General features: G+C 61.8%; 19 protein-coding genes and 1 pseudogene. 17 read left to right on the forward strand and 3 right to left on the reverse strand.

Features of this window, described 5'->3' with window-relative positions:
• The first annotated feature begins 129 nt into the window (after positions 1–129).
• The 4 genes from NN484_RS14030 to NN484_RS14045 all read left to right on the forward strand — a co-directional run bounded on the left by NN484_RS14030 (position 130) and on the right by NN484_RS14045 (position 6,999).
• Positions 130–3,723, forward strand: coding sequence for a DUF2339 domain-containing protein (locus tag NN484_RS14030; RefSeq protein ID WP_274657349.1), 3,594 nt, complete (start codon positions 130–132; stop codon positions 3,721–3,723).
• Positions 3,720–5,084, forward strand: a complete 1,365-nt coding sequence (locus NN484_RS14035) for a DUF3999 domain-containing protein (RefSeq protein WP_274657350.1) — start codon at positions 3,720–3,722, stop codon at positions 5,082–5,084. Before NN484_RS14030 ends, NN484_RS14035 begins: the two co-directional genes overlap by 4 nt.
• A 298-nt stretch (positions 5,085–5,382) precedes the next feature.
• Positions 5,383–6,393 (forward strand): class 1 fructose-bisphosphatase, encoded by a 1,011-nt coding sequence (locus NN484_RS14040; RefSeq protein WP_127648591.1) that lies wholly within the window; start codon positions 5,383–5,385, stop codon positions 6,391–6,393.
• A gap of 3 nt (positions 6,394–6,396) precedes the next feature.
• A complete protein-coding gene (locus tag NN484_RS14045) occupies positions 6,397–6,999 on the forward strand; it encodes a DUF924 family protein (RefSeq protein ID WP_274657351.1) in 603 nt (200 codons plus the stop codon).
• Between the two features lie 116 nt (positions 7,000–7,115).
• Here NN484_RS14045 and NN484_RS27320 read toward each other — a convergent pair whose 3' ends face one another.
• Positions 7,116–7,880, reverse strand: a complete 765-nt coding sequence (locus NN484_RS27320; protein WP_371260421.1) for a methyl-accepting chemotaxis protein — start codon at positions 7,878–7,880, stop codon at positions 7,116–7,118.
• Positions 7,881–7,973: 93 nt separating this feature from the next.
• Positions 7,974–9,008: pseudogene (locus NN484_RS27325) on the reverse strand (cache domain-containing sensor histidine kinase); the annotation flags it as partial.
• 282 nt (positions 9,009–9,290) lie between these two features.
• On the opposite strand from NN484_RS27325, the gene NN484_RS14055 reads away from it, so the two are divergent.
• Complete coding sequence (locus NN484_RS14055; protein ID WP_007961748.1) at positions 9,291–9,545, forward strand: hypothetical protein; 255 nt, start codon at positions 9,291–9,293, stop codon at positions 9,543–9,545.
• A gap of 31 nt (positions 9,546–9,576) precedes the next feature.
• The gene (locus tag NN484_RS14060) at positions 9,577–10,146 is read left to right on the forward strand and encodes a lipocalin family protein (RefSeq protein ID WP_007961749.1); all 570 of its coding nucleotides are present in this window, start codon (positions 9,577–9,579) and stop codon (positions 10,144–10,146) included.
• A 118-nt stretch (positions 10,147–10,264) separates the two neighbouring features.
• Here NN484_RS14060 and NN484_RS14065 read toward each other — a convergent pair whose 3' ends face one another.
• Positions 10,265–11,629 (reverse strand): formimidoylglutamate deiminase, encoded by a 1,365-nt coding sequence (locus tag NN484_RS14065; protein ID WP_127648594.1) that lies wholly within the window; start codon positions 11,627–11,629, stop codon positions 10,265–10,267.
• Positions 11,630–11,775: 146 nt separating this feature from the next.
• Here NN484_RS14065 and hutC point away from each other — a divergent pair, with 146 nt between their 5' ends.
• From hutC to hutG, 11 genes are all read left to right on the forward strand, one after another.
• Positions 11,776–12,486, forward strand: a complete 711-nt coding sequence (hutC, locus tag NN484_RS14070; protein WP_007961751.1) for a histidine utilization transcriptional repressor HutC — start codon at positions 11,776–11,778, stop codon at positions 12,484–12,486.
• A complete protein-coding gene (locus NN484_RS14075; protein WP_274657352.1) occupies positions 12,483–13,052 on the forward strand; it encodes a HutD/Ves family protein in 570 nt (189 codons plus the stop codon). Before hutC ends, NN484_RS14075 begins: the two co-directional genes overlap by 4 nt.
• Before the next feature lie 449 nt (positions 13,053–13,501).
• Positions 13,502–15,190, forward strand: coding sequence for a urocanate hydratase (gene hutU / locus NN484_RS14080; protein ID WP_274657353.1), 1,689 nt, complete (start codon positions 13,502–13,504; stop codon positions 15,188–15,190).
• 143 nt (positions 15,191–15,333) lie between these two features.
• The gene (locus NN484_RS14085; RefSeq protein WP_127648596.1) at positions 15,334–16,806 is read left to right on the forward strand and encodes a purine-cytosine permease family protein; all 1,473 of its coding nucleotides are present in this window, start codon (positions 15,334–15,336) and stop codon (positions 16,804–16,806) included.
• Positions 16,807–16,875: 69 nt separating this feature from the next.
• A complete protein-coding gene (locus NN484_RS14090; RefSeq protein WP_127648597.1) occupies positions 16,876–17,844 on the forward strand; it encodes an ABC transporter substrate-binding protein in 969 nt (322 codons plus the stop codon).
• Between the two features lie 69 nt (positions 17,845–17,913).
• Positions 17,914–18,765: an ABC transporter permease gene (locus tag NN484_RS14095; RefSeq protein ID WP_007949591.1), complete on the forward strand. Its 852-nt coding sequence runs from the start codon at positions 17,914–17,916 to the stop codon at positions 18,763–18,765.
• A complete protein-coding gene (locus tag NN484_RS14100; RefSeq protein ID WP_274657355.1) occupies positions 18,762–19,592 on the forward strand; it encodes a quaternary amine ABC transporter ATP-binding protein in 831 nt (276 codons plus the stop codon). The genes NN484_RS14095 and NN484_RS14100 overlap by 4 nt, the downstream gene beginning before the upstream one ends.
• Before the next feature lie 155 nt (positions 19,593–19,747).
• Positions 19,748–21,271 (forward strand): histidine ammonia-lyase, encoded by a 1,524-nt coding sequence (hutH, locus tag NN484_RS14105; RefSeq protein WP_274657356.1) that lies wholly within the window; start codon positions 19,748–19,750, stop codon positions 21,269–21,271.
• 116 nt (positions 21,272–21,387) lie between these two features.
• Entirely contained in the window at positions 21,388–22,920 is a 1,533-nt protein-coding gene (gene hutH / locus NN484_RS14110) for a histidine ammonia-lyase (RefSeq protein ID WP_274657357.1), read from the forward strand.
• 101 nt (positions 22,921–23,021) lie between these two features.
• Positions 23,022–24,227, forward strand: a complete 1,206-nt coding sequence (gene hutI, locus NN484_RS14115; protein WP_274657358.1) for an imidazolonepropionase — start codon at positions 23,022–23,024, stop codon at positions 24,225–24,227.
• 10 nt (positions 24,228–24,237) lie between these two features.
• On the forward strand, positions 24,238–25,041 hold the full coding sequence (hutG, locus tag NN484_RS14120) for an N-formylglutamate deformylase (RefSeq protein WP_274657359.1): 804 nt from the start codon (positions 24,238–24,240) through the stop codon (positions 25,039–25,041).
• The last annotated feature ends 70 nt before the right edge of the window (positions 25,042–25,111 follow it).

A 25,111-nucleotide genomic window follows, 5' to 3' on the forward strand; every position in this document is an offset into this window, starting at 1 on the left:
ATCGCAGCCTTCGGCAGCTCCTACAGGGTTATGTGAACACCTGTGTAGGCGCTGCCGAAGGCTGCGATCTTTTTGGATCAGGCTGCGCTAATCTTCCCGGATTGGCCTTTGCGCTTAGGGATATCGACCATGCAATGGATGTTCATGTTGATCGGGCTGGTGCTCGGCTGGCTGCTCGATGAGTCGTTCAGTGCCGCGCTGCTCGGTGCACTGCTCGGGCTTGCGATTGGGCAAACGCTGCGCATCGCCCGGCTTGGCTCGCAGGCGGCGGAGCAACAGCGCCAACTTGAACAGACGAAGGTAGCCTTGCAAGGCGTCGCGCAGCGCCTGTATCTGCTGGAAGGCTCCCCCTCTCACGCGGTGCTACCGGCAGGCGCGGAACCGTTCAGCGAGCCGGTCGTCGAGCCCGTTGACACCGCTGAGGATGCCTCAGCGCCAGAATTGGTCTGGGAACTGCCGCCCGAACTCGAACCGATCAGCGCCGTCGCCAGCGAAACCAGTCAGCCGCTACCGGCCGATGTCTGGCATCTGGACGCCATCACTGACGAACCCGCAAAACCCGCACAACCCGCCGAACCTCGTGGTCCGAACCTCATCGAACGTGGCATCAGCGCTGCGCGCAACTGGCTGTTCGGCGGCAACACCGTGCTGCGGGTCGGTGTGGTGCTGTTGTTCTTCGGTCTGGCCTTCCTGTTGCGCTACGCCACCGAAGGCATGGTGGTGCCGATCGAAGTGCGTTACGCCGGTGTCGCGGCGGCGGCCTTGGCCCTGCTGGCGCTGGGCTGGTGGCTGCGTCGGCGCAACAGCAGTTATGCGCTGATTTTGCAGGGCACCGGGATCGCCGTGCTGTACCTGACGGTGTTTGCGGCGATGCGCCTGCACCCGTTGCTCGACCCGTCCGCCGCGCTGGGGCTGTTGGTGGCCGTGACGGTGTTCTCGGCGATTCTCGCCATCACCCAGGATGCGCTGGGGCTGGCCGCCGCGGCGGCATTGGGCGGTTTCGCCGCGCCGATCCTGACCTCGACCGGCGCCGGCAACCATGTCGCGCTGTTCAGCTATTTCGCGTTGCTCAACGCCGGCATTCTCGCCATCGCCTGGTTCAAGGCCTGGCGCCTGCTCAACCTGATCGGTTTTGTCGGCACCTTCGGTATCGGTTTCGCCTGGGGACTGCGTTCGTATGCGCCTGAGTTGCTGTGGAGCACCGAGCCGTTCCTGATCCTGTTCTTCCTGATGTATCTGGCCATCGGTCTGCTGTTTGCCCGGCGCAAGTTGCTCGACATGCCCGATGCGCCGGCGGACGGCGACCGCGAGGCGCTGCTGCACTGGTCGGCCCGCAAGGGCGATTACGTCGATGGCACGATGCTGTTCGGGCCGCCGATCGTGGGCTTCGGTCTGCAGTTTGCGCTGGTGCAGCATCTGGAGTTCGCCGCCGCGTTCAGCGCGCTGGCGTTGGGCGTGATCTACATGGGGCTGGCCCGGGTATTGATGGGCGGACGCGCCTTGTTGCTGGGCGAAACCTGTCTGGCGCTGGGGGTGATTTTCGCCAGTCTGGCGATCCCGCTCGGCCTCGATGCGCGCTGGACCTCGGCAGCCTGGGCGGTGGAGGGCGCGGGTATTTTCTGGCTCGGCTTGCGTCAGCAGCGACCGTTCGCCCGGGCGTTTGCCCTGCTGCTGCAACTGGGTTCGGCGCTGGCCTTTCTCAGTCAGTTGCGGGTCGGTGAAAGCAGCCTGCTCGACGGTGCACCGTTGGGCGCGCTGATGCTCGGCATCGCGCTGCTGTTCAGTTTCTATCAACTGCGCAAGGCCTCGCCGGAACAGGCTTCGCCGTGGGAGCGCCAAGGCCTGCCGGTGCTGGCGGCCCTGGGCCTGACCTTCCTGTATCTGTTGGCGCCGCTGTTCTTCTTTGTTCAGGCCACGGCGATCAGTTGGGCGCTGGCCGGGTTGGCGACATTGTTCGCCGGCCTGCGCCTGCAGTCGCGCACGTTCCTGTTCACCGCGTTTGCCGTGCAGTTGCTCGGTGGTGCGTTGTTCCTGCTGCGCCTGCAAGGCGCGGGTGAGGATTCGGCGGCGGTGTTCAGCGCTGGCTGGAGCGGTTTGCTCAGTGCGTCGCTGATTGGCCTGGCATTGATCGCTGGCATGCTGCTGGCGGCGCGCGACGAGATGGTGCGCGGCGATGTGCGTCTGCTGCGCGGCTTATCGGTGGTGCTGTTGGCGGGGTTGGTGCTGATCAATCTGGCGGTGCTGTTCGTGTTGCCATGGCAAACCGCGAGCGCGGTATGGGCCGCCAGCGGATTGCTGATCATCTGGCTGAGCCTGTACCTCCAGCAACGCGTGAGTTTCGTTTTCGGCCTGTTGTTGCAGTTGATCGGCGGCGCGGCGTTTTTGCTGGCCGGTCCCGAGTTGCTCGGACCGCTGTCCAGCGAAGGTCTGCGACCGCTGGCTCATGGCGGTTTCTGGACGCCGCTGGTGTTGGGGCTGGCCGCCATGATCGGTGCCTGGCGCCTGCAACTGGGCAATCACGCTTCGGCGTTCGATGCACTGAGTTTGCAGCGCCTGTCTGAGGTGCTGCTGGTGTGGGGCGCCGGATGGTGGGCGTTGGCGTGGGTCAGCGAAGTGCTGCGATTTGCGCCGCTGAACCTGCAGGCAACCCTGTTGCTGCTGGTCGCCGCACTGAGCGTGGCGCTGTGGACATTGCTGTCGCTGCGTTTGAAATGGCCGGCGCTGGGCCTGCTGTGCACCTTGCTGATTCCGGCGGCGGGACTGGTGCTGCTGGCAGCGTGGCATTCGCGTTATCACCCGGCGGCGAACATCGGCTGGCTGGCGTGGGCACTGGTGTTCGTCGTGCACTTTTTCAGCTTGCGGCGTCTGGCGCCAATGCTGCCGGCAAGGGCCCTGAGCACGGCGCATGTGCTCGGCTGCTGGCTGCTGATCGGCGTGCTGGCGCTGGAATTGCGCTACGGCCTGCTGCTGTTGTCCGAGCAATACAACGCCTGGCGCTGGCTGGGCTGGGCGATCCTGCCGAGCCTGTATTTGTTGCTGGCGGCGGCTGCGCGCAACTGGCCGTGGCCGGTGGCAGCGTTCCCCCGCGAATATCGCTTGTACGCCGCTGCGCCACTGGCGGTGCTGATGCTGGCGTGGTTCTGGCTGGCCAACGGCGTCAGCGACGGCAACGCCGAACCACTGCCGTACGTGCCGCTGCTCAACCCGCTGGAATTGGGCCTGCTGTTCGCCCTGTTCGGGGTGTACGTGTGGTCGCGCTATGCCGTGGCACAGTTTGCGATCCGTAAGGATTACGCCGAGTACGCCACGCAACTGATCGCCGGGGTTTCGCTGTTCGCCTTGTGCACCGCGCTGGTCACCCGTGCTGCGCACCATTGGGCGGGGATTCCGTTCGAACTGGATCTGCTGCTCGAATCGATGCTGGTGCAGGCCGGGTTGTCGATCGTCTGGACGCTGATGGCGCTGGGTCTGATGATCGGCGGGCATCTGCGTCATCGGCGCGAGGTGTGGCTGATCGGCGCGGCGCTGATTGCGCTGGTGGTGGCGAAACTGGTTTTTGTCGAATTGAGCAACCGTGGCGGACTGGCACGGATCGTCTCGTTTATCGGCGTCGGGGTGTTGCTGCTGGTGGTGGGCTACTTTGCGCCGCTGCCGCCCAAACGCGTCGAAGCCGAACCGGCGGCGGACAAACCCGTCGCAGACACCGAAGGAGTTTCATCTTGAGTCGCATGCTGAATCTGGGGTGGTTGGCGCTGGGCGTGGTGATGGCTGCCGGCGCCCAGGAAAAACCGGCGGACTTCGCCACGCAGGTGCCGCTGGTGGTGAGTGGCAACGGCCCCTGGTATCGCCTCGAGCTGCCATTGAGCGCGCAATTGCAGGCACGCCAGACCGACCTGAGCGACCTGCGGGTGTTCAATGCCGCCGGCGAACCGCAAGCCTATGCCCTGGCTCGCGAGTCGGCGCAGACCCGCGACGACGGGCAGTTGCATGAGGTGAAGTGGTTCCCGTTGTACAACGCCGCCGACGCCAGTGAGCGCGCGCCGAATGTGCGGGTGCAATCGACCACCACCGGCACGCTGGTGGAAGTGCAACCGTCCAGCCAACTGGAGGCCGGCGAAGAAGTGCTGCGTGGCTGGCTGCTCGACGCCAGCGCGATCAAGGCACCGTTGCAGCAGTTGATCCTCGACTGGACCAGCGAACGCGACGGCTTCCAGCGCTTCAGCATCGAGGCCAGTGATGATTTGCAGCATTGGCAGGCGTGGGGGGATGGGCAGGTCGCACGGCTGACCTTTTCCGACGAGCGCATCGAACAGCATGAAGTGGCGCTGCCGGGACAATCGGCGCGTTATCTGCGACTGCTGTGGGACGCGTCGACGTCGGCGCCGACCCTGACCTCGGCGCAGCTGAAAAGCAGCGATCCGCGTAACGTGCCGTTGCCGTTGGTCTGGTCGCAAGCGCTGACCGGCAGCAGCACCAAGGCCGGCGAATACACTTGGCAGTTGCCGATGGGGCTGAACGTCGAGCGGGTGCAGGTTGAACTCAAGCAACCGAACAGCCTGGCGCCGGTGACGCTCGCCGGCCGGCGCGAGAGCAGCCTGCCGTGGCAGACCGTAAGCAGCGGTTTGCTGTACCGCCTGACCCAGAACAGTCAGGACGTGGTGCAGAACGAATTGCAGCTGTATGGGCAGACCGTGCAGCAATTGAAGCTGACGGTGGATGAGCGCGGCGGTGGCCTTGGTGAGCAGGCGCCGAGCCTGAAGTACGCGGTGCGGGCGACGCAGGTGATTTTCCTCGCGCGCGGCGAAGGGCCTTACAGTCTGGCATTGGGTAACCCGAGTGTGAAAACGGCGAACCTGCCGCTGGCCACGCTGATTCCGGATTTCAAACCGGAGAAACTCGTGACGCTGGGCAAGGCAACGGTGCAGGGCGAAGCGCTTGCTACGCAGGCTACGCCGGCCACCACCGCGGCGGTGGCCGAGACCAACTGGAAGAAAATCGGTTTGTGGGCGGTGTTGCTGGTGAGCGTGGTATTTCTGGGGGCGATGGCGGCGAGTCTGTTGCGCAAGCCTCCGACCAACTCCTGAGTCGGCGGGTGCTGTGCACCCGATCGCGAGCAGGCTCACGCCTACAATTGGAATGCGTACCCCTGTAGGGGTGAGTCTGCTCGCGAAAGCGATCGCTCAATCGACAAAGGTCTTGAACTGCCATCCGTCTCGATTCGAACTACGCTGATTGCGGTGCCTGAACTCTCTCGACCCGATCACGTCTGATACAAGCAATTGCGCCCCAATGCACGTTACCGGGCGTCATCGCTCGCTACGTTTTCAGACTCCCTGTAAACTGCGCGGGTTTTTAGCCCCCCCCAATCCACCGGAGCCGTCCATGTCCCGCGTTACCCTGAGTCGCTATTTGATTGAGCAGACCCGCAGCAATAACACTCCTGCCGATCTGCGCTTCCTGATCGAAGTGGTGGCGCGTGCCTGCAAAGAGATCAGCCACGCCGTGTCCAAAGGTGCCCTGGGTGGTGTTCTGGGCAGCATGGGCACTGAAAACGTCCAAGGCGAAGTACAGAAGAAGCTCGACGTTCTGTCGAACGAGATCCTGCTCGAAGCCAATGAATGGGGTGGTCACCTGGCCGGCATGGCGTCCGAAGAAATGGACAATGCCTACCAGATCCCGGGCAAATACCCGAAAGGCGCGTACCTGCTGGTATTCGACCCACTGGACGGCTCGTCGAACATCGACATCAATGCCCCGGTCGGTACCATCTTCTCGGTACTGCGTTGCCCGCACGAATACCTGAGCCAGAACGAGCCGCTGAACGAAAAAGCGTTCCTGCAGCCAGGCACCCAGCAAGTCGCTGCCGGTTACGCGATCTACGGCCCGCAGACCATGCTGGTGCTGACCCTGGGCGACGGCGTCAAAGGCTTCACCCTGGACCGCGAAATGGGCAGCTTCGTCCTGACCCACGAAGACATCACCATTCCTGAGTCGACCCAGGAATTCGCGATCAACATGTCCAACCAGCGCCACTGGGAAGCCCCGGTACAACGCTACGTCAGCGAACTGCTGGCCGGCGAAGAAGGTCCGCTGAAGAAGAACTACAACATGCGTTGGGTTGCCGCGATGGTCGCCGACGTGCACCGCATCCTGACCCGTGGCGGTCTGTTCATGTACCCACGTGACAGCCGCGAGCCATCGAAGCCGGGCAAACTGCGTCTGATGTACGAAGCCAATCCGATGTCGTTCCTGGTGGAACAGGCCGGTGGCGCATCCACCGACGGTCACCAGCGCATTCTCGACATTCAGCCGGAAGGTCTGCACCAGCGCGTAGCGGTGTTCCTCGGCTCGAAAGAAGAAGTCGCCCGCGCTACGGCCTACCACAAGGAATAAACCATGAACGCGCCCTGGCAGCCGTTGCTCGATTGGTGGTTCGGACATGCCGAATCACCGGACGAGATTGCGGCTGACAAGGGCAAGTTGTGGTTCGGTAAGCGTGACAGCCAAGACCTCGAAGCGCGTGAGCGTTTCGGGGTCTTTGTCGATCAGGCCCTGGCCGGCGAATTAACCGAGTGGACGCAACGTCCCGAAGGTTGGCTGGCCGTGGTGTTGCTGCTCGATCAACTGCCGCGAATGATCTTTCGCGACTCCCCCAAAGCCTATTCCGGTGATCTGCGTGCGCAGAAACTCGTCGCGCAAGGCATTGCTGCGGACTTCGACCGGCAGCTGAAACCGATCCAGCGGGTATTCATTTATCTGGTGTTCGAACACTGCGAAAACCTCGCGGTGCAGAACGAGGCGGTGTCCAGGTTCATGGAACTGGTGGCTGAACAGCCGGAAGCCGAGCGGGCGGTGTTTGCCGACAATCTGGACTACGCCGAGCGGCATCGGAAAGTGATTGCGCGGTTTGGCCGGTTTCCGCATCGCAATGCGGTGTTGGGGCGCGAGTCTACGGCTGAGGAGTTGGCGTTTCTTTCTAAACCGGGTTCCAGATTTTAGATCTCAGTGCGGCTGATGCCGCTTTCGCGGGCAAGCCCGCTCCCACACTGGTTTTGTGATCACCACCGATCCAATGTGGGAGCTAGCCTGCTGGCGATGGGGCCAGTGGCTGCACTTCAGATCCTGAAACTGCCCACCAGCTGCTTCAACCGCGCCGCTTGCTGCTCAAGATCCGAGCATGCGCGCAAGGTCGCCTGCAAGTTCTCCACACCTTCCTGATTCAGTGTGTTGATCTCGTTGATATCAACGTTGATCGACTCGACCACAGCGGTCTGCTCTTCGGTCGCTGTCGCCACCGACTGGTTCATTCCGTCGATCTCGCCGATGCGCTGGGTCACGCTGCCCAGACGTTCGCCTGCCTGGTTGGCGATGCCTACGCTGCTTTCGCTCTCGCGCTGGCTCTCGGTCATGATGCTCACCGCCTGACGCGCGCCGACTTGCAGTTCTTCGATCATCTTTTGCACTTGCTGCGCCGAGTCCTGAGTGCGGTGTGCGAGGTTGCGCACCTCGTCAGCGACCACGGCGAAACCACGGCCAGCTTCACCGGCACGGGCCGCTTCGATGGCGGCGTTGAGCGCCAGCAGGTTGGTTTGCTGGGAGATGCTGGTGATCACTTCCAGAATCTGCCCGATGTTCACCGTATTACTGTTGAGGGTTTCGATGTTGCCGCAGGAGTCGCTGATTTTTGCCGACAACTGCTGCATGGCGTGGATGGTTTTATCCACAACCTGCTGGCCGTCGACCGCCAGGCTGCGTGCATCGCTGGAGTGTTGCGAGGCGAGGGCGGCGTTCTGCGCGATTTCCTGGGCGGCGGCGCCGAGCTGATTGATCGCGGCGGCTACGCTGTTAGTGCGGCTGGCTTGCTGGTCGGAGTTGTACATCGACGAGTTCGATGCCGCGACCACGCGCAAGGCGACCTCGTTGACTTGGCCGGTGGCCGAGGACACTTCGCGGATCGAGGTGTGAATACGTTCGACGAAGCGGTTGAACGACAGGCCCAGTGCGCCGAACTCGTCGTGGCCATGGATCACCAGACGCTTGGTCAGATCGCCTTCACCTTCGGCGATGTCGTGCATGGCGCGGCCCATGGTCAGCAGCGGTTGCATCAGCACGCGGATCAGCATGCCGAGCAGGGCGATGATGATCACCACGGCAATCACCATGGCGATCAGCGCCGAAGTGCGGAATTCGCTGAGCATCGAGAACGCGGTGTCTTTATCCAGCACCAGCGCCACATACCAGTCAGCCGATGGCACGCCGTTGACGCGGGTGAACGAGACGAGTTGGGTCTTGCCGTCGAACTCGACTTCTTTCAGGCCCGGGCTGACTTTCGGCGCGCCGTTCGGGTAGGCCTCGGCGAGGGTCTTGAGCACCAGTTTGCTGTCCGGGTGGATGAGGATCTTGCCGTCGCTGCTGACAATGAACGCGTGGCCGTGGCCACCAAAGTTGAGCGAGTTGATGATCGCGCTGACGCTGGTCAGGTCGATGTCGGCACCGGCCACACCAATCATCTGGCCCTGACGCTGCACCGGGGTGGCGACGGTGATCACCAGTTTGCCCGACGAAGCGGCGATGTAGGGTTCGGTGACGATGGTCTGCTGGGCACTGTTGGCCGCCTTGTACCAGCCACGGGCGCGCGGGTCGTAGTCCGGCGCGCGGTTGCCGGCGGGCACCGAGAACATCACGCCGTCGACACCACCGAAGTAGCTGAGCTGGAAATTGCCGGTGTAGGCGGGCAGGTCGATGATGCGTTTCAGGCTGGCGGGCGCACTGCCGTCCACGGCGACCTGCTGCGACAGCGATTGCAGCAACTGGATGCGGCTCTCCAGCCAGGTCTGGATGTTGCTGGTGGTCAGGCTGCCCAGTTCCTGCATCGTGGCTTCGGTGCTGCTGCTCAGGGCTTCGCGTTGTCGATAGTCGTTGAAGAAAATGAAACAGGCGAACGCAACGGCCACCACGAGGGCGGCAGCCAGCAAGATCTTGTGGCTGAATTTCATGTTTCTGGTCATCGAATGAACTACCGCGAAGGGGCTGGTCGAGAAATGGCGGCAATTTGCCACACCTGGGGGCTTTGCGCTGCTCTTATTTCGACTGCGGCCCGCCAAAGATTAGGCGGTTTCGATGAAATGCGACGAAATGCTCAATAGCTGCAAAAAGTCGCTGATTTGCCGGTAAATGCCAGACGAGCGGAGCAATAAATAGCCATCGTCGTGGGGAACCAGACAGGGGTTTTCTCTTCTAAGCTTCTGGTTGGCGCCATGCCATCCCCCTTCCGCTCCAGGAGTTACTTCATGTCGCTGCGATCTATCGCCCTACTGACTTTTTGCGTGCTGCTGGCCGCGTGCAGCAAGGTCAATCAGGAAAACTATTCCAAGCTTTCGGCCGGCATGGCCAAGGCCGAAGTTGAGACGTTGCTCGGCAAACCGACCGACTGCTCGGGCGCGCTCGGCATGTCCAGTTGCACCTGGGGCGACCAGAAAAGCTTTATCAGCGTGCAATACGCCGGTGACAAAGTGTTGATGTTTTCCGGCCAAGGCCTGAAGTAATCCGGGGCTACGCGCCCACGGGAGAAAAATAATGAAGCGGTTATTGTTTGTTCTTTTTGCCGGCCTGGTACTGGCCGGCTGCGCCACGCATGGTGAAGATCCGCTGGCGCCCAAGACAGTCCACAGCGTCAACCTCAAGCGTTATCAGGGCACCTGGTACGAACTGGCGCGACTGCCGATGTACTTCCAGCGCGATTGCGCGCAATCCGAAGCCCATTATTCGCTCAAGCCGGATGGCAACGTCGATGTGCTCAATCGCTGCCTGACCGCGGACTGGCAATGGGAAGAAGTCAAAGGCACGGCGTACCCACAGGTGCCGGGCAAGACCGACAAATTGTGGGTCGAGTTCGATACCTGGTTCTCGCGCCTGATTCCGGGTGTGGCGAAGGGCGAATACTGGGTGCTGTATGTCAGCGATGACTACAAGACCGCTATCGTCGGCGACCCGAGCCGCAAGTACATGTGGTTGCTGTCACGCACGCCGACCGTCAACGGTGTGGTGCGTGAAGAATTGCTGAGCAAGGCGCGGCAGCAGGGTTATGACACCACGCGACTGATCTGGCGGGCGTCTGATCGGCAGATGGCCAAGACTTCGAACTAAAGGTCACCACAAAACCAATGCAGGAGTGAGCCTGCTCGCGATGGCGGTGTGTCAGTCACATATTTATGTCTGACACACCGCCATCGCGAGCAGGCTCACTCCTACATTTTGTTATGTGTCAGCTCAGAAGGTCACGCAGGACTTGGGTGAACGCGCGGCTGCTTTCCTCTTCGCCAGCATGCCGGCCATCACGCACCACCCACTGGCCGTTGACCAGCACATCACGCACCTGACGATCGCCACCGGCAAACAGCCAGCGATTCAGAATCCCGTCGCCCGTGGCCGTGGCCAGATACGGATCATTGCCATCGAGCACGATCCAGTCCGCACGCTTGCCGACTTCCAGTGCGCCAATCGGTTGCCCCAGCGCTTGGGCGCCGCCGTCCAGCGCCGCGTCATACAGCGTGCGCCCGACCATCGGCTGATCCGCGCCATACAAACGGTTGCGCCGTTGATCGCGCAGACGCTGGCCGTATTCCAGCCAACGCAACTCCTCGACCACGCTGAGCGACACATGGCTGTCGGAACCGATACCCATGCGCCCGCCCTGAGCGAGGAAATCCACTGCCGGGAAGATCCCGTCGCCGAGGTTGGCTTCAGTGGTCAGGCACAGGCCGGCGATGGCGCGGCTCTTGGCCATCAACGTGACTTCTTCCGGGTTGGCGTGGGTCGCGTGGACCAGGCACCAGCGCTGATCGACCTCGGTGTTTTCGTAGAGCCATTGCAACGGACGACGACCGCTCCAGCTCAGGCAGTCATCGACTTCCTTCTGCTGTTCGGCGATGTGAATGTGCACCGGGCACTGCTTGTCGCTGGCCGCCAATACTTCGCTGATCTGCTGCGGGGTGACCGCGCGCAACGAGTGGAAACACAGGCCCAGCGATTGCGCCTTTTGCTGCGCCAGCAATGGCTGCAGGCGCGATTGCAGATTCAGGTAGTTTTCGGTGCTGTTGATGAAGCGGCGCTGGCCGTCGTTCGGCGTCTGCCCGCCGAAGCCCGAGTGGCTGTAGAGCACCGGCAGCAGGGTCAGACCAATGCCACTGTCACTCGCGGCCTGGCTGATGCGCAGCGCCAGTTCGGCCGGGTCGGCGTAAGGCTGGCCGTTATTGTCGTGATGCACGTAATGGAATTCGGCGACCGCGGTGTAACCGGCCTTGAGCATCTCGATGTACAGCTGACGGGCAATCACGCCGAGCTGCTCGGGGGTGATTTTCCCGACCAGCCGGTACATCAGGTCGCGCCAGGTCCAGAAACTGTCATTGGGATTACCGGCCACTTCGGCCAGTCCCGCCATTGCCCGCTGGAAGGCGTGGGAGTGCAGATTGGGCATGCCCGGTAGCAGCGGACCGCTTAGCCGTTCGGCGCCGTCTGCGGTGGAATCGGCCTGAATTTGGGTCAACACGCCATCGGCGCTGACCTCAAGACGTACATGGTTGGCCCATCCGTTAGGCAGCAGCGCGCGTTCGGCAAAGAAAGCGGACATGGTTCAGCACCCCATCGTGTGTTATTTGTATATACATATACAGACGTTTGCCTGCCCGGTAAACTCCGGCAAGCTAGCAACTTTCATCCAATGAACAGGGATCAACCGTGCCGACTCCGCCTCCAGTCTCCCCGTTGGCCGCGAACATGGGCGACAGTCCGGCGCCCTTGTACGCCCGCGTCAAACAGATGATCACCCAGCAGATCGACAGCGGTAACTGGCCGCCGCACTATCGCGTGCCGTCGGAAAGCGAACTGGTCAGCCAGCTCGGCTTCAGCCGCATGACCATCAACCGTGCGCTGCGCGAGATGACCGCCGACGGTCTGCTGGTGCGCATGCAAGGCGTCGGCACGTTCGTCGCCGAACCGAAGAGCCAGTCCGCGCTGTTCGAAGTGCACAACATCGCCGACGAGATTGCCTCCCGTGGCCATCGCCACACCTGCCAGGTGATCACCCTCGAAGAAGAGGCTGCCGGCTCCGAGCGCGCACTGGCGCTGGACATGCGCGAAGGACAGAAGGTCTTCCATTCGCTGATCGTGCATTACGAAAACGACATTCCGGTGCAAATCGAAGACCGTTTCGTCAATGCGCTGGTTGCTCCGGAATACCTCAAGCAGGATTTCACCCTGCAAACCCCTTACGCCTATCTCAACCAGGTGGCGCCGCTGACCGAAGGCGAGCACGTGGTCGAAGCGATTCTCGCCGAGTCCTCCGAGTGCAAGTTGCTGCAAATTGAAAAGGGTGAGCCATGCCTGCTGATTCGCCGTCGAACCTGGTCGGGCCGTCAGCCGGTGACCGCTGCGCGTCTGATCCACCCCGGCTCCCGTCATCGTCTGGAAGGACGCTTTCATAAATGAATGGTTTGAAGGTTTTACGCGCTGAAGGCTACCCGCGCATGCCGTGGAAAAACGGCGGCGGCAGCACCGAAGAAATTACCCGTGACACCGGTGCCGGCCTTGATGGCTTCGGCTGGCGCCTGTCGATTGCCGACATTGCCGAGTCGGGCGGTTTTTCGACCTTCGCCGGTTACCAGCGGGTGATCACGGTGCTGCAGGGTGACGGCATGACCCTATGCGTCGATGGCGATGACACGCGCCCGCTGTTACCGCTCGACCCGTTTGCCTTCAGCGGCGAAAGCCAGGTGTCCTGCACTTTGCTCGGCGGCGCGATCCGCGATTTCAACCTGATCTACGCGCCGCAGCGTTACAGCGCGCGGTTGCAATGGCTGGACGGCGAACAGCGGTTTTTCAGTTCGGCGGGGACGGTGTTGGTGTTCAGTGTCAGTGAGCTGCTGCAAGTGCAGGTGGGTGACAGTGTTGCGCAGTTGGGGCGACATGATTGTCTGCAACTGGACGGTAACAATGGCTTGGTTGAGGTTTCCGTTGATGCGGGTTGCTGTGTCATTGAGCTGACTACGCGCTGATTCAAAAATATTAAAAGATCGCAGCCTTCGGCAGCTCCTACATTGGGATTGATGTACACCCTGTAGGAGCTGCCGAAGGCTGCGATCTTTTGCTTTTGGGGTGTTCCCAACCCACGCACCAACTTGTTACCGAACGCCCCAGCGTGGCGCAAAACCGCGCTCACCCAACCAAGCCCCGACCGCACAAAATCTCTCCGCGAAAAATTTCATCCACGCCTGAACCCTTGATTCAGGCGCCCTCCAGCCGTGTCCGCGTTTTTTCTTGAGCGCCTCTCCAGCAAGTTGGCCGCCTGATTGCATATGCTTGTATGTACAAGTAAAGACGTATGCGTATGAGTCGCTCGAGACTCTCCGCAGCGTCCACTGATTCGCTTGTCGCGCATTGACGCGCACAGGCTGCTTGCCCACTGCCAGGGTTGGTTTGAATTGATCGCTGAGGAGTCTTTTTCGTGACTGACAATACCCAGAAACCTACCAAGGTTCGTAATGTTGAAATCCGTGCCGCCCGCGGCAACAAGCTGACCGCCAAGAGCTGGCTGACCGAAGCGCCGCTGCGCATGCTGATGAACAACCTCGATCCGGAAGTGGCTGAGAACCCGAAAGAGCTGGTGGTCTACGGTGGTATCGGTCGCGCCGCGCGTAACTGGGAGTGCTACGACAAGATCGTCGAAAGCCTGACCAACCTGAATGACGACGAGACCCTGCTGGTGCAATCCGGCAAGCCGGTCGGCGTGTTCAAGACCCACGCCAATGCTCCACGCGTTCTGATCGCCAACTCCAACCTGGTGCCGCACTGGGCGAGTTGGGAACACTTCAACGAACTCGACGCCAAAGGCCTGGCCATGTACGGCCAGATGACCGCCGGCAGCTGGATTTACATCGGTAGCCAGGGCATCGTTCAGGGCACCTACGAAACCTTCGTTGAAGCCGGTCGCCAGCACTACAACGACAACCTCAAGGGCAAGTGGGTCCTCACCGCAGGTCTGGGCGGCATGGGCGGCGCTCAGCCACTGGCTGCAACCCTGGCCGGCGCCTGCTCGCTGAACATCGAATGCCAGCAGGTGAGCATCGATTTCCGTCTGAAAAGCCGGTACGTCGATGAGCAAGCCAAAGACCTCGACGACGCCCTGGCACGCATCGCCAAATACACCGCCGAAGGCAAAGCGATCTCCATCGCGCTGCTGGGCAACGCGGCAGAAATTCTCCCGGAACTGGTCAAGCGCGGCGTACGCCCGGACATGGTCACCGACCAGACCAGCGCCCACGACCCACTCAACGGCTACCTGCCGGCAGGCTGGACCTGGGACGAGTACCGCGCCCGCGCCAAGACCGAGCCGGCTGCTGTGATCAAAGCCGCCAAGCAATCGATGGCCGTGCACGTCAAAGCGATGCTGGACTTCCAGAAGCAAGGCATTCCGACCTTCGACTACGGCAACAACATCCGTCAGATGGCACAGGAAGAAGGCGTCGAAAACGCGTTCGACTTCCCGGGCTTTGTACCGGCCTATATCCGTCCACTGTTCTGCCGCGGCATCGGTCCGTTCCGCTGGGCGGCGCTGTCGGGTGACCCGCAAGACATCTACAAGACCGACGCCAAAGTCAAAGAACTGATCCCGGACGACGCCCACCTGCACAACTGGCTGGACATGGCCCGCGAGCGCATCAGCTTCCAGGGTCTGCCGGCACGTATCTGCTGGGTCGGCCTGGGCCTGCGCGCCAAGCTCGGTCTGGCGTTCAACGAAATGGTGCGTAGCGGCGAGTTGTCGGCACCGATCGTGATCGGTCGCGACCACCTCGACTCCGGCTCGGTGGCCAGCCCGAACCGTGAAACCGAATCGATGCAGGACGGTTCCGACGCCGTGTCGGACTGGCCACTGCTCAACGCGCTGCTGAACACCGCGAGCGGCGCGACCTGGGTCTCCCTGCACCACGGTGGTGGCGTGGGCATGGGCTTCTCGCAGCACTCGGGCATGGTGATTGTCTGCGACGGTACCGATGAAGCGGCCGAGCGTATTGCCCGCGTTCTGCACAACGACCCGGCCACCGGTGTCATGCGCCACGCCGATGCCGGTTACCAGATCGCCATCGACTGCGCCAAGGAGCAGGGGCTGAACCTGCCGATGATTACCGGTAAATAACGCACAACCCCTGTATGAGCTGCCGAAGGCTGCGATCTTTTGATGTTGATTTTTTAAGATCAAGAGATCGCCGCCTCGTTTCACTCGACAGCTCCTACAGGCGTACGAACCAACCCAGAATAACAATCTACAGAGGTTGAATCATGGCTGTAACCCCTGATCGTGCAGGCAACAAACCGTTGATCGAAAGGCGTTCGATCGACTACATCCCGGAAGCGGAAAGACACGGTCGTCTGTTGAGCCAGTTCACCCTGTGGATGGGTGCGAATCTGCAAATCACCGCGATTGTCACCGGGGCGCTGGCCGTGGTGCTGGGCGGTGATGTGTTCTGGTCGTTGATCGGTCTGTTGATCGGCCAACTGCTGGGCGGTGGCGTGATGGCGCTGCATGCGGCACAAGGGCCGAAGCTTGGCCTGCCGCAGATGATTTCCAGCCGGGTGCAGTTCGGCGTCTATGGCGCGGCGATCCCGATCGTCTTGGTGTGCCTGATGTACCTGGGTTTCACCGCGACCGGCACGGTGTTGTCCGGTCAGGCGCTGGGTCAGTTGTTCGGCGTCAGCGACACCGTCGGCATCCTGCTGTTCGCCAGTGTCATCGTGGTGGTCACGGTGCTCGGTTATCGGGTGATCCACTGGATCGGCCGGGTCGCCAGCGTGATCGGGGTGATTGCCTTCGTGTACCTGTTCAGCCGTCTGCTGAGTCAGGTTGACGTGGGCGCACTGTTGCAGATCCGCCACTTCAGCTGGAGCAGCTTCTTGCTGGCGGTGTCGCTCGCGGCGTCCTGGCAGATCGCGTTCGGCCCGTATGTGGCGGACTATTCGCGCTACCTGCCGAGCAAGATTTCCTCAGTGAAAACGTTCTTCGCCGCTGGCGCAGGTTCGGTCATCGGTGCGCAGGTAGCGATGGTCCTCGGCGTGTTCGCCGCGGCTTCGGCCAACGGGCAGTTCGCCGGGCATGAAGTGGCTTACATCGTCGGGCTGGGCGGCACCGGTGCCACCGCTGCGCTGCTTTACTTCAGCATCGCGTTCGGCAAGGTCACCATCTCGACGCTGAACTCCTACGGCAGCTTCATGTGCATCGCCACCATCATCAGTGGCTTCCGTGGGCATCTGACGGTCTCGCGTCTGCAGCGTCTGGTGTTCGTGCTGGTGATCGTCGGCGCGGCAACCCTGATCGCCTTGCTCGGCCAGCACTCGTTCCTGGGTGCGTTCAAGTCGTTCATTCTGTTCCTGCTGGCGTTCTTCACGCCTTGGAGCGCGATCAACCTGGTCGACTACTACTGCATCACCCGCGAGCGCTATGACGTGCCGGCGCTGGCCGACCCGAACGGTCGCTACGGCCGCTGGAACCTGCTCGGGATCAGCATCTATGTGTTCGGTGTGCTGGTGCAGTTGCCGTTCATCTCCACCAAGTTCTACACCGGCCCGCTGGTGGCCGCCCTCGGTGATGTGGATATCTCCTGGATCATCGGTCTGGTGCTGCCTGCGGCGCTGTATTACCTGTGCGCCAAAAAATGGCACGGCTCGGTGCCTGATCAACTGATTCTGCCGGTCGAGCAGAACAGCGTTGTACCACCTGAAAAAAGTGGGCCCGGTCGCGCTGCGGCGCAGGCCTGATTGGACGTGGACAGGGCTGGATGCCTCTTGACTGCCGTAAGCCAATTCATGATTAGGAGCGTCGCAACAATGAAATCGAACAAGACCCTGCTGACTACACTGCTGTCCATGGGCCTGTTGGCCAGTGCCGGCGCCACCCAGGCGGCCGGTTGGTGCGAGTCCGGCAAACCGGTGAAATTCGCTGGCCTGAACTGGGAAAGCGCCATGCTGCTGACCGACGTGCTGCAAGTGGTGCTGGAGAAAGGTTACGACTGCAAGACCGACAGCCTGCCGGGCAACTCCATCACCATGGAGAACGCCCTGAGCAGCAACGATATTCAAGTGTTCGCCGAGGAATGGGTCGGCCGCAGTGAGGTCTGGAACAAGGCCGAGAAGGCCGGCAAGGTCGTCGGTATCGGCGCCCCGATCGTTGGCGCCATCGAAGGTTGGTACGTGCCGCGCTACGTGATCGAAGGCGATGCCAAACGCAAGATCGAGGCGAAAGCCCCGGACCTGAAAAACATCGCTGACCTGGGCAAATACGCAGCCATCTTCAAAGACGCTGAAGAGCCGTCCAAGGGCCGTTTCTACAACTGCCCGGCGGGCTGGACCTGCGAGCTGGACAACAGCGAAATGCTCAAAAGCTACGGCCTGGAAAACACCTACACCAACTTCCGTCCGGGCACCGGGCCTGCGCTGGATGCGGCGGTGCTGTCGAGCTACAAGCGTGGCGAACCGATCCTGTTCTACTACTGGTCGCCAACCCCGCTGATGGGCCAGATCGACGCGGTCAAGCTCGAAGAGAAACCGGGCGTCGACAAGACCGTGAGCATCAAGGTCGGCCTGTCGAAAACCTTCCACGAGCAAGCCCCGGAACTGGTGGCCGTGCTGGAAAAGGTCAACCTGCCGATCGACCTGCTGAACCAGAACCTGGGACGCATGGCGAAGGAACGTATCGAGTCGCCAAAACTGGCGAAAATCTTCCTCAAGGAACATCCTGAGGTCTGGCACGCGTGGGTCAGCGACGACGCAGCCAAGAAAATCGACGCGGCCTTGTAGGTTGAGCTTTCCGACTGCCGGCAACGGCAGTCGGACGCTTGATCGCAACCCCTTGATTGAGAGTCTCTTATGTTTCCCGAAAGCTTTACCTTTTCCATCGCCGACTGGGTCAACGGTTGGGTCGATTCGCTGGTCACCAACTACGGTGATGTGTTCCGCCACATCTCGGACACCCTGCTGTGGGCCATCGTCAACCTAGAAGGCCTGCTGCGTGCGGCGCCGTGGTGGTTGATGCTGGCGATCGTCGGGGTGGTTGCCTGGCATGCCACGCGTAAAGTCGTGACTACCGCTGTCATCGTCGGCCTGCTGTTTCTCGTTGGCGCCGTTGGCCTGTGGGACAAGCTTATGCAAACCCTGGCGCTGATGATGGTCGCGACGATCATTTCGGTGCTGATCGGCATACCGCTGGGGATCCTCTCGGCGCGCAGCAATCGCCTGCGTTCGGTGCTGATGCCGCTGCTCGACATCATGCAAACGATGCCAAGTTTCGTGTACCTGATCCCGGTGCTGATGCTGTTCGGCCTGGGCAAGGTCCCGGCGATTTTCGCCACGGTGATCTACGCCGCGCCGCCGCTGATCCGCCTGACCGATCTGGGCATTCGCCAGGTCGACGGCGAAGTGATGGAAGCGATCAACGCCTTCGGTGCCAACCGCTGGCAGCAACTGTTCGGCGTGCAACTGCCGCTGGCCCTGCCGAGCATCATGGCCGGGATCAACCAGACCACCATGATGGCCCTGTCGATGGTGGTGATCGCCTCGATGATCGGTGCCCGTGGCCTCGGTGAAGATGTGCTGGTGGGGATTCAGACCCTCAACGTTGGACGCGGCCTCGAAGCCGGTCTGGCGATCGTGATTCTCGCAGTGGTCATCGACCGCATTACTCAGGCGTACGGTCGGCCACGGCATGAGGTGAGCAAATGAACAACGCAACCGTGAGCAAGATCGAAGTCAAAAACGTCTTCAAGATTTTCGGCAACCGTGCCAAGGACGCACTGGCGATGGTCGGTCAGGGCAAGACCAAGGATCAGGTGCTGAACGAGACCGGTTGCGTGGTCGGGGTCAACGACTTGTCGCTGAGCATCGGCACCGGCGAGATCTTTGTGATCATGGGCCTGTCCGGTTCCGGCAAATCGACCCTGGTGCGCCACTTCAATCGCCTGATCGACCCGACCAGCGGGGCGATCCTGGTGGACGGCGTGGACATCCTGCAATACGACATGGATGCCCTGCGCGAATTACGCCGGCACAAGATCAGCATGGTGTTCCAGAGCTTCGGCCTGCTGCCGCACAAGACCGTGCAGGAGAACGTCGCCTACGGCCTGAAAGTGCGTGGCGAGAGCAAGCAGATGTGCGCCGAGCGCGCGTTGCACTGGATCAACACCGTGGGCCTCAAGGGTTACGAAAAAAAATACCCGCACCAGCTCTCCGGCGGCATGCGCCAGCGCGTCGGCCTGGCCCGTGCACTGGCGGCGGACACCGACATCATCCTGATGGACGAAGCGTTCAGTGCGCTGGACCCGCTGATCCGCGCCGAGATGCAGGACCAGTTGCTGGAGCTGCAAAAGACCCTGCACAAGACCATTGTCTTCATCACCCACGACCTCGACGAGGCCGTGCGCATCGGCAATCGCATCGCGATCCTCAAGGACGGCCGCCTGATTCAGGTCGGCACTCCGCGAGAGATCCTGCATTCGCCGGCGGATGAGTATGTCGACCGGTTCGTGCAGCGGCGGGCGGCGGTGGTTTGAGATGAGTGCTTGGTGAAAATCCATTGTGGCGAGGGGGGTTGCCCCCGTTGGGGCGCGCAGCGGCTCTGAAAATCTACGACTGCTGCGCAGTCGAACGGGGGCAAGCCGCCTCACCACAGGGTTCATGCATCAACAGAATTGGTATGAGGTTTTAGATGTCCCAGGCTGAAAAAATCGTTATCACCGGCAGCCCCCTGCGTTGGCAGGACGTGGTCGCCGTCGCCCGTCATGGTGCGCAACTGGAACTGTCGAGCGAGACCTGGGCGCGCATCGAAAACGCTCAGGGTATTGTCCAGCGCATCGTCGAAAGCGGCGAACGTGCCTATGGCGTCAACACCGGTCTGGGCGGCTTGTCCAACGTTTCGCTGAAAGACGAGCAACTGAGCCAACTGTCGCGCAACACCTTGCTCAGCCACGCCTGCGGCGTCGGCCCGGTACTGCCCGATGAGCAAACGCGCGCGATCATCTGCGCGGCGATCCACAACTACAGCCACGGCAAATCCGGCATTCATCGCCGCGTGGTCGAAGGCCTGCTGGTGCTGCTCAATCGCGGCATCACCCCGCAGGTTCCATCGCAAGGTTCGGTGGGTTACCTGACCCACATGGCGCACATCGGCATCGCGCTGCTGGGCGTGGGCAATGTCAGTTATCGCGGGCAAATCACCTCGGCGCAACAGGCGCTGGCCGAAGACGGTCTACAACCGGTGCAACTGGGGGCGAAGGACGGTTTGTGCCTGGTCAACGGCACGCCGTGCATGACTGGCCTCAGCTGCCTGGCCATTGCCGATGCGACGCGGCTGGTGCAATGGGCCGATGTGATCGGCGCCATGAGCTTCGAAGCCCAGCGCGGCCAGATCGCCGCGTTCGACGCTGAGATCATCGCGCTCAAGCCGCACCCGGGCATGCAGCAGGTCGGTAGTAATCTGCGCGCGTTGCTCGATGGCAGCGAAGTGATCGCGGCGAGCAAAGGCATTCGCACTCAGGATGCGCTGAGCATCCGTTCGATCCCGCAGGTGCATGGTGCCGCGCGCGATCAACTGGATCACGCAATCAGGCAGGTCGAAGCCGAACTCAACGGCTGCACCGACAACCCGTTACTGCTGGGCACGCCGGAGAATTTCCGGGTGATGTCGCAGGCCAATCCGCACGGCCAGTCAGTGGCGATGGCGGCGGACTTGCTGGCGATTGCCATGGCCGAAATCGGCTCGATCGCCGAGCGTCGGCTGGATCGACTGGTCAACCCGCACGTCAGCGGTTTGCCGGCGTTTCTGGTGGCCAATCCGGGGGTGAACTCCGGGATGATGATCGTGCAATACGTCGCCGCCTCGCTGTGCGCGGAAAACCGTCAACTGGCGCAACCGGCGGTGCTCGACAACTACGTCACCTCGGGGCTGCAGGAAGACCACCTGAGCATGGGCACCACTGCGGCGCTGAAGCTGCACCGCGCCCTGGAAAACTGCACGCAGATCCTCGCCATCGAGTACCTGCTGGCGGCGCAGGCCTTTGAATTCCTCAAGGACCAGCGCTTTGGCGCAGGCACTGACCGGGCGTGGCGACTGCTGCGCGAAACCGTCCCGGCCTACGATCAGGACCGCTGGCTGGCACCGGATATCGCTGCCGCCGCAAGCGTGTTGAAAAACCCGAATTCGCTGCACAACGTATTACCGAATCTGCACTGACAATACCCATACCAGCGTGCCAAGGCGCTAATCGTCCATAAGACGAGAAGCGACGGATAACGGAATGCTCCGGAGCGACTGGTAGTTAATAACAATGCCTAAACAGGAGCATTTTAATGACTGCGCTGAATCTGATTCCCGGCCAACTGAGCCTGGCCCAACTGCGTGACGTCTACCAACACCCGGTCAAGCTGACCCTCGATCACAGCGCCTGCGCGCAGATCGAGGCCAGCGTGGCTTGCGTCGAGCAGATCCTCGCCGAGAATCGTACTGCCTACGGCATCAATACCGGTTTCGGCCTGCTGGCCTCGACCCGCATCGCCAGCGAAGACCTGGAAAACCTGCAGCGTTCGCTGGTGCTGTCCCACGCCGCCGGTGTCGGTCAGCCGATCAGCGATGATCTGGTGCGCCTGATCATGGTGCTCAAAGTGAATAGCCTCAGCCGTGGGTTCTCCGGCATCCGCCGCGTGGTGATCGATGCGCTGATCGCGCTGATCAACGCCGAGGTTTATCCGCACATTCCGTTGAAAGGTTCCGTAGGCGCTTCGGGTGACCTCGCGCCATTGGCGCACATGTCGCTGGTGCTGCTGGGCGAAGGCAAGGCGCGCTACAAGGGCGAGTGGATGGAAGCCACCGAAGCGCTGAAAGTCGCCGGCCTGACCCCGCTGACCCTGGCCGCGAAAGAAGGCCTGGCGCTGCTCAACGGCACTCAGGTGTCCACCGCGTTTGCTCTGCGTGGTCTGTTTGAGGGTGAAGATCTGTTCGCTGGCGCATTGGCGCTGGGCGGTCTGACTGTTGAAGCGGTACTCGGTTCGCGTTCGCCGTTCGACGCACGCATTCATGCTGCTCGTGGCCAGAAAGGCCAGATCGACGCCGCTGCGGCCTACCGCGATCTGCTCGGTGAGCGCAGCGAAGTCTGCGACTCGCACCAGAACTGCGAAAAGGTCCAGGACCCGTACTCGTTGCGTTGCCAGCCACAAGTCATGGGCGCCTGCCTGACCCAGTTCCGTCAGGCTGCTGAAGTACTCGCTGTCGAAGCCAACGCAGTGTCTGATAACCCGCTGGTCTTCGCCGCAGAAGGCGATGTGATTTCCGGCGGTAACTTCCACGCCGAACCGGTGGCGATGGCCGCTGACAACATGGCCCTGGCCATCGCCGAAATCGGCTCGCTGAGCGAACGCCGCATCTCGCTGATGATGGACAAGCACATGTCGCAACTGCCGCCGTTCCTGGTGGCCAATGGCGGCGTCAACTCGGGCTTCATGATCGCCCAGGTGACGGCTGCCGCACTGGCCAGCGAGAACAAGGCGCTGTCCCATCCGCATTCGGTCGACAGCCTGCCGACCTCGGCCAACCAGGAAGACCACGTATCCATGGCCCCGGCCGCCGGCAAGCGTCTGTGGGAAATGGCCGAGAACACCCGCGGGATTCTCGCGGTGGAATGGCTGGCGGCGGTGCAGGGGCTGGACCTGCGCAACGGCCTGAAGACCTCGGCCAAGCTGGAACAGGCGCGGGCGATTCTGCGCAAGGAAGTGCCGTTTTACGAGAAAGACCGCTTCTTTGCGCCGGACATCAATGCGGCAACCGAGCTGTTGGCTTCACGGTGCCTGACCGAACTGGTTCCGGCGAAGTTGCTGCCTAGCCTGTGATGGCTTCTTCGCGAGCAAGCTCGCTCCCACATTGGAATACGTACCCTTGTGGGAGCGAGCCTGCTCGCGAAATCGATTTTGAATACTGTGGAGACTAAGGGATGAAAACCCTCTGGCAACACTGCCACGTCGCAACCATGGCGCAGGGCGTCTACTCGATCATCGAGGATGCGGCCATCGTGACGTCTGGTGCGCACATCGAGTGGATCGGTCCGCGCCATCAATTGCCCTCCGGCGAATACCCGGCGGTCAACGACCTGCAAGGCGCGTGGGTCACCCCCGGCTTGATCGACTGCCACACCCATACGGTGTTCGGCGGCAACCGTAGCGGTGAATTCGAGAAACGCCTGCAAGGCGTCAGCTACGCTGAAATCGCCGCGCAGGGCGGCGGCATCGCCAGCACCGTGCGCGCCACTCGTGAAGCGACCGAGGACGAGTTGTTCGCCAGCGCCGCCAAACGTCTGAAAAGCCTGATGCGCGACGGTGTGACCACGGTCGAGATGAAGTCCGGCTACGGTCTGGACTTGGCCAGCGAACGCAAGATCCTGCGGGTCATCCGTCGTCTGCAGAAAGAGTTGCCGATCAGCGTGCGCAGCACCTGTCTGGCCGCCCACGCGTTGCCGCCGGAGTACAAGGATCGCGCTGACGCTTACATCGATCACATCTGCGCCGAGATGCTGCCGGCTCTGGCCGCCGAAGGGCTGGTCGACGCCGTGGATGCGTTCTGTGAATACCTGGCGTTTTCGCCGGAGCAGGTAGAGCGGGTGTTCATCACCGCACAGAAACTCGGTCTGCCGGTGAAGCTGCACGCCGAACAATTGTCGTCGCTGCATGGCTCCAGTCTGGCCGCGCGGTATCACGCGTTGTCCGCCGATCATCTGGAATTCATGGACGAAGACGACGTCATTGCGATGGCCAAATCCGACACCGTCGCGGTGCTGCTGCCCGGCGCGTTCTACTTCCTGCGCGAAACACAGCTACCGCCGATGGACGCCCTGCGCAAGCACAAGGTGAAAATCGCCATCGCCAGCGACCTCAACCCTGGCACTTCGCCGGCGCTGTCGTTGCGCCTGATGCTGAACATGGCCTGCACCTGCTTCCGCATGACCCCGGAAGAGGCCCTGGCCGGTGCGACCATTCATGCCGCACAAGCGCTGGGCATGGCTGATACGCATGGCTCGCTGGAAGTCGGCAAGGTCGCGGATTTCGTCGCCTGGCACATCGATCGTCCGGCGGATCTGGCCTACTGGCTCGGTGGTGATCTGGACAAACGCGTCGTGCGTCACGGCGTTGAATCAAGTCTGTAGGAGAGCGGTTGTGAAAAAGGTTCTGAGTTTCAAACAAGGTCGTGTGCCGCTGCTGATCAGCATGCCGCATGCCGGTTTGCGTCTGACGCCTGCTGTCGAAGCCGGGCTGATTGCGGACGCGAAAAGCCTGCCGGACACCGACTGGCACATTCCACAGCTCTACGATTTTGCCGAGGCGCTGGGCGCCAGCACGTTGGCCGCCGAGTACTCGCGATTCGTCATTGACCTGAACCGCCCGTCCGACGACAAGCCGTTGTACACCGGCGCGACCACCGGGCTGTACCCGGCGACGCTGTTTGACGGCATCCCGTTGTTCCGCGAAGGGCACGAGCCGTCGAAAGCAGAACGCGCGGCCTATCTGGAACAGATCTGGACGCCGTATCACCGCACCCTGCAGCAAGAGCTGGCGCGGCTGAAGGCTGAATTCGGCTACGCGCTGCTGTTCGACGCGCACTCGATCCGCTCGATCATCCCGCACCTGTTCGACGGCAAACTGCCGGACTTCAACCTCGGCACCTTCAACGGTGCCAGTTGTGATCCGCAGCTTGCGACGCAACTGGAAGCCATCTGCGCGCGCCACGGCAACTACAGCCATGTGCTCAACGGACGCTTCAAGGGCGGCCACATCACCCGCCATTACGGCAACCCGGCCGAGAACATCCACGCCGTGCAACTGGAGCTGTGCCAGAGCACCTACATGGAAGAGTTCGAACCGTTCCGCTACCGCGCCGATCTGGCGGAGCCAACGCGGGTGGTGCTCAAGGAATTGCTGCAAGGTTTCCTCGCCTGGGGCGAGAGCCACTACGCGCGATAACGTCAGGCACATAGACCCCTTGTAGGCGTGAGCCTGCTCGCAATAGCGGTATGTCAGTCGCTGGAGAGTG

It is taken from the genome of Pseudomonas serboccidentalis (assembly GCF_028830055.1).
Classification (GTDB): domain Bacteria; phylum Pseudomonadota; class Gammaproteobacteria; order Pseudomonadales; family Pseudomonadaceae; genus Aquipseudomonas; species Aquipseudomonas serboccidentalis.

What these genes read in the sequence shown, in the direction of transcription:
- hutH (WP_274657357.1), top strand. Translation starts at nt 21,388, where the DNA reads ATGACTGCGCTGAATCTGATTCCCGGCCAACTGAGCCTGGCCCAACTG.
- NN484_RS14045 (WP_274657351.1), top strand. Translation starts at nt 6,397, where the DNA reads ATGAACGCGCCCTGGCAGCCGTTGCTCGATTGGTGGTTCGGACATGCC.
- NN484_RS14075 (WP_274657352.1), top strand. Translation starts at nt 12,483, where the DNA reads ATGAATGGTTTGAAGGTTTTACGCGCTGAAGGCTACCCGCGCATGCCG.
- NN484_RS14085 (WP_127648596.1), top strand. Translation starts at nt 15,334, where the DNA reads ATGGCTGTAACCCCTGATCGTGCAGGCAACAAACCGTTGATCGAAAGG.
- hutI (WP_274657358.1), top strand. Translation starts at nt 23,022, where the DNA reads ATGAAAACCCTCTGGCAACACTGCCACGTCGCAACCATGGCGCAGGGC.
- NN484_RS14100 (WP_274657355.1), top strand. Translation starts at nt 18,762, where the DNA reads ATGAACAACGCAACCGTGAGCAAGATCGAAGTCAAAAACGTCTTCAAG.
- NN484_RS14095 (WP_007949591.1), top strand. Translation starts at nt 17,914, where the DNA reads ATGTTTCCCGAAAGCTTTACCTTTTCCATCGCCGACTGGGTCAACGGT.
- NN484_RS14065 (WP_127648594.1), bottom strand. Translation starts at nt 11,629, where the DNA reads ATGTCCGCTTTCTTTGCCGAACGCGCGCTGCTGCCTAACGGATGGGCC.
- NN484_RS27320 (WP_371260421.1), bottom strand. Translation starts at nt 7,880, where the DNA reads ATGTACAACTCCGACCAGCAAGCCAGCCGCACTAACAGCGTAGCCGCC.
- NN484_RS14030 (WP_274657349.1), top strand. Translation starts at nt 130, where the DNA reads ATGCAATGGATGTTCATGTTGATCGGGCTGGTGCTCGGCTGGCTGCTC.
- NN484_RS14090 (WP_127648597.1), top strand. Translation starts at nt 16,876, where the DNA reads ATGAAATCGAACAAGACCCTGCTGACTACACTGCTGTCCATGGGCCTG.
- NN484_RS14055 (WP_007961748.1), top strand. Translation starts at nt 9,291, where the DNA reads ATGTCGCTGCGATCTATCGCCCTACTGACTTTTTGCGTGCTGCTGGCC.
- NN484_RS14040 (WP_127648591.1), top strand. Translation starts at nt 5,383, where the DNA reads ATGTCCCGCGTTACCCTGAGTCGCTATTTGATTGAGCAGACCCGCAGC.
- hutC (WP_007961751.1), top strand. Translation starts at nt 11,776, where the DNA reads ATGGGCGACAGTCCGGCGCCCTTGTACGCCCGCGTCAAACAGATGATC.
- NN484_RS14060 (WP_007961749.1), top strand. Translation starts at nt 9,577, where the DNA reads ATGAAGCGGTTATTGTTTGTTCTTTTTGCCGGCCTGGTACTGGCCGGC.
- hutH (WP_274657356.1), top strand. Translation starts at nt 19,748, where the DNA reads ATGTCCCAGGCTGAAAAAATCGTTATCACCGGCAGCCCCCTGCGTTGG.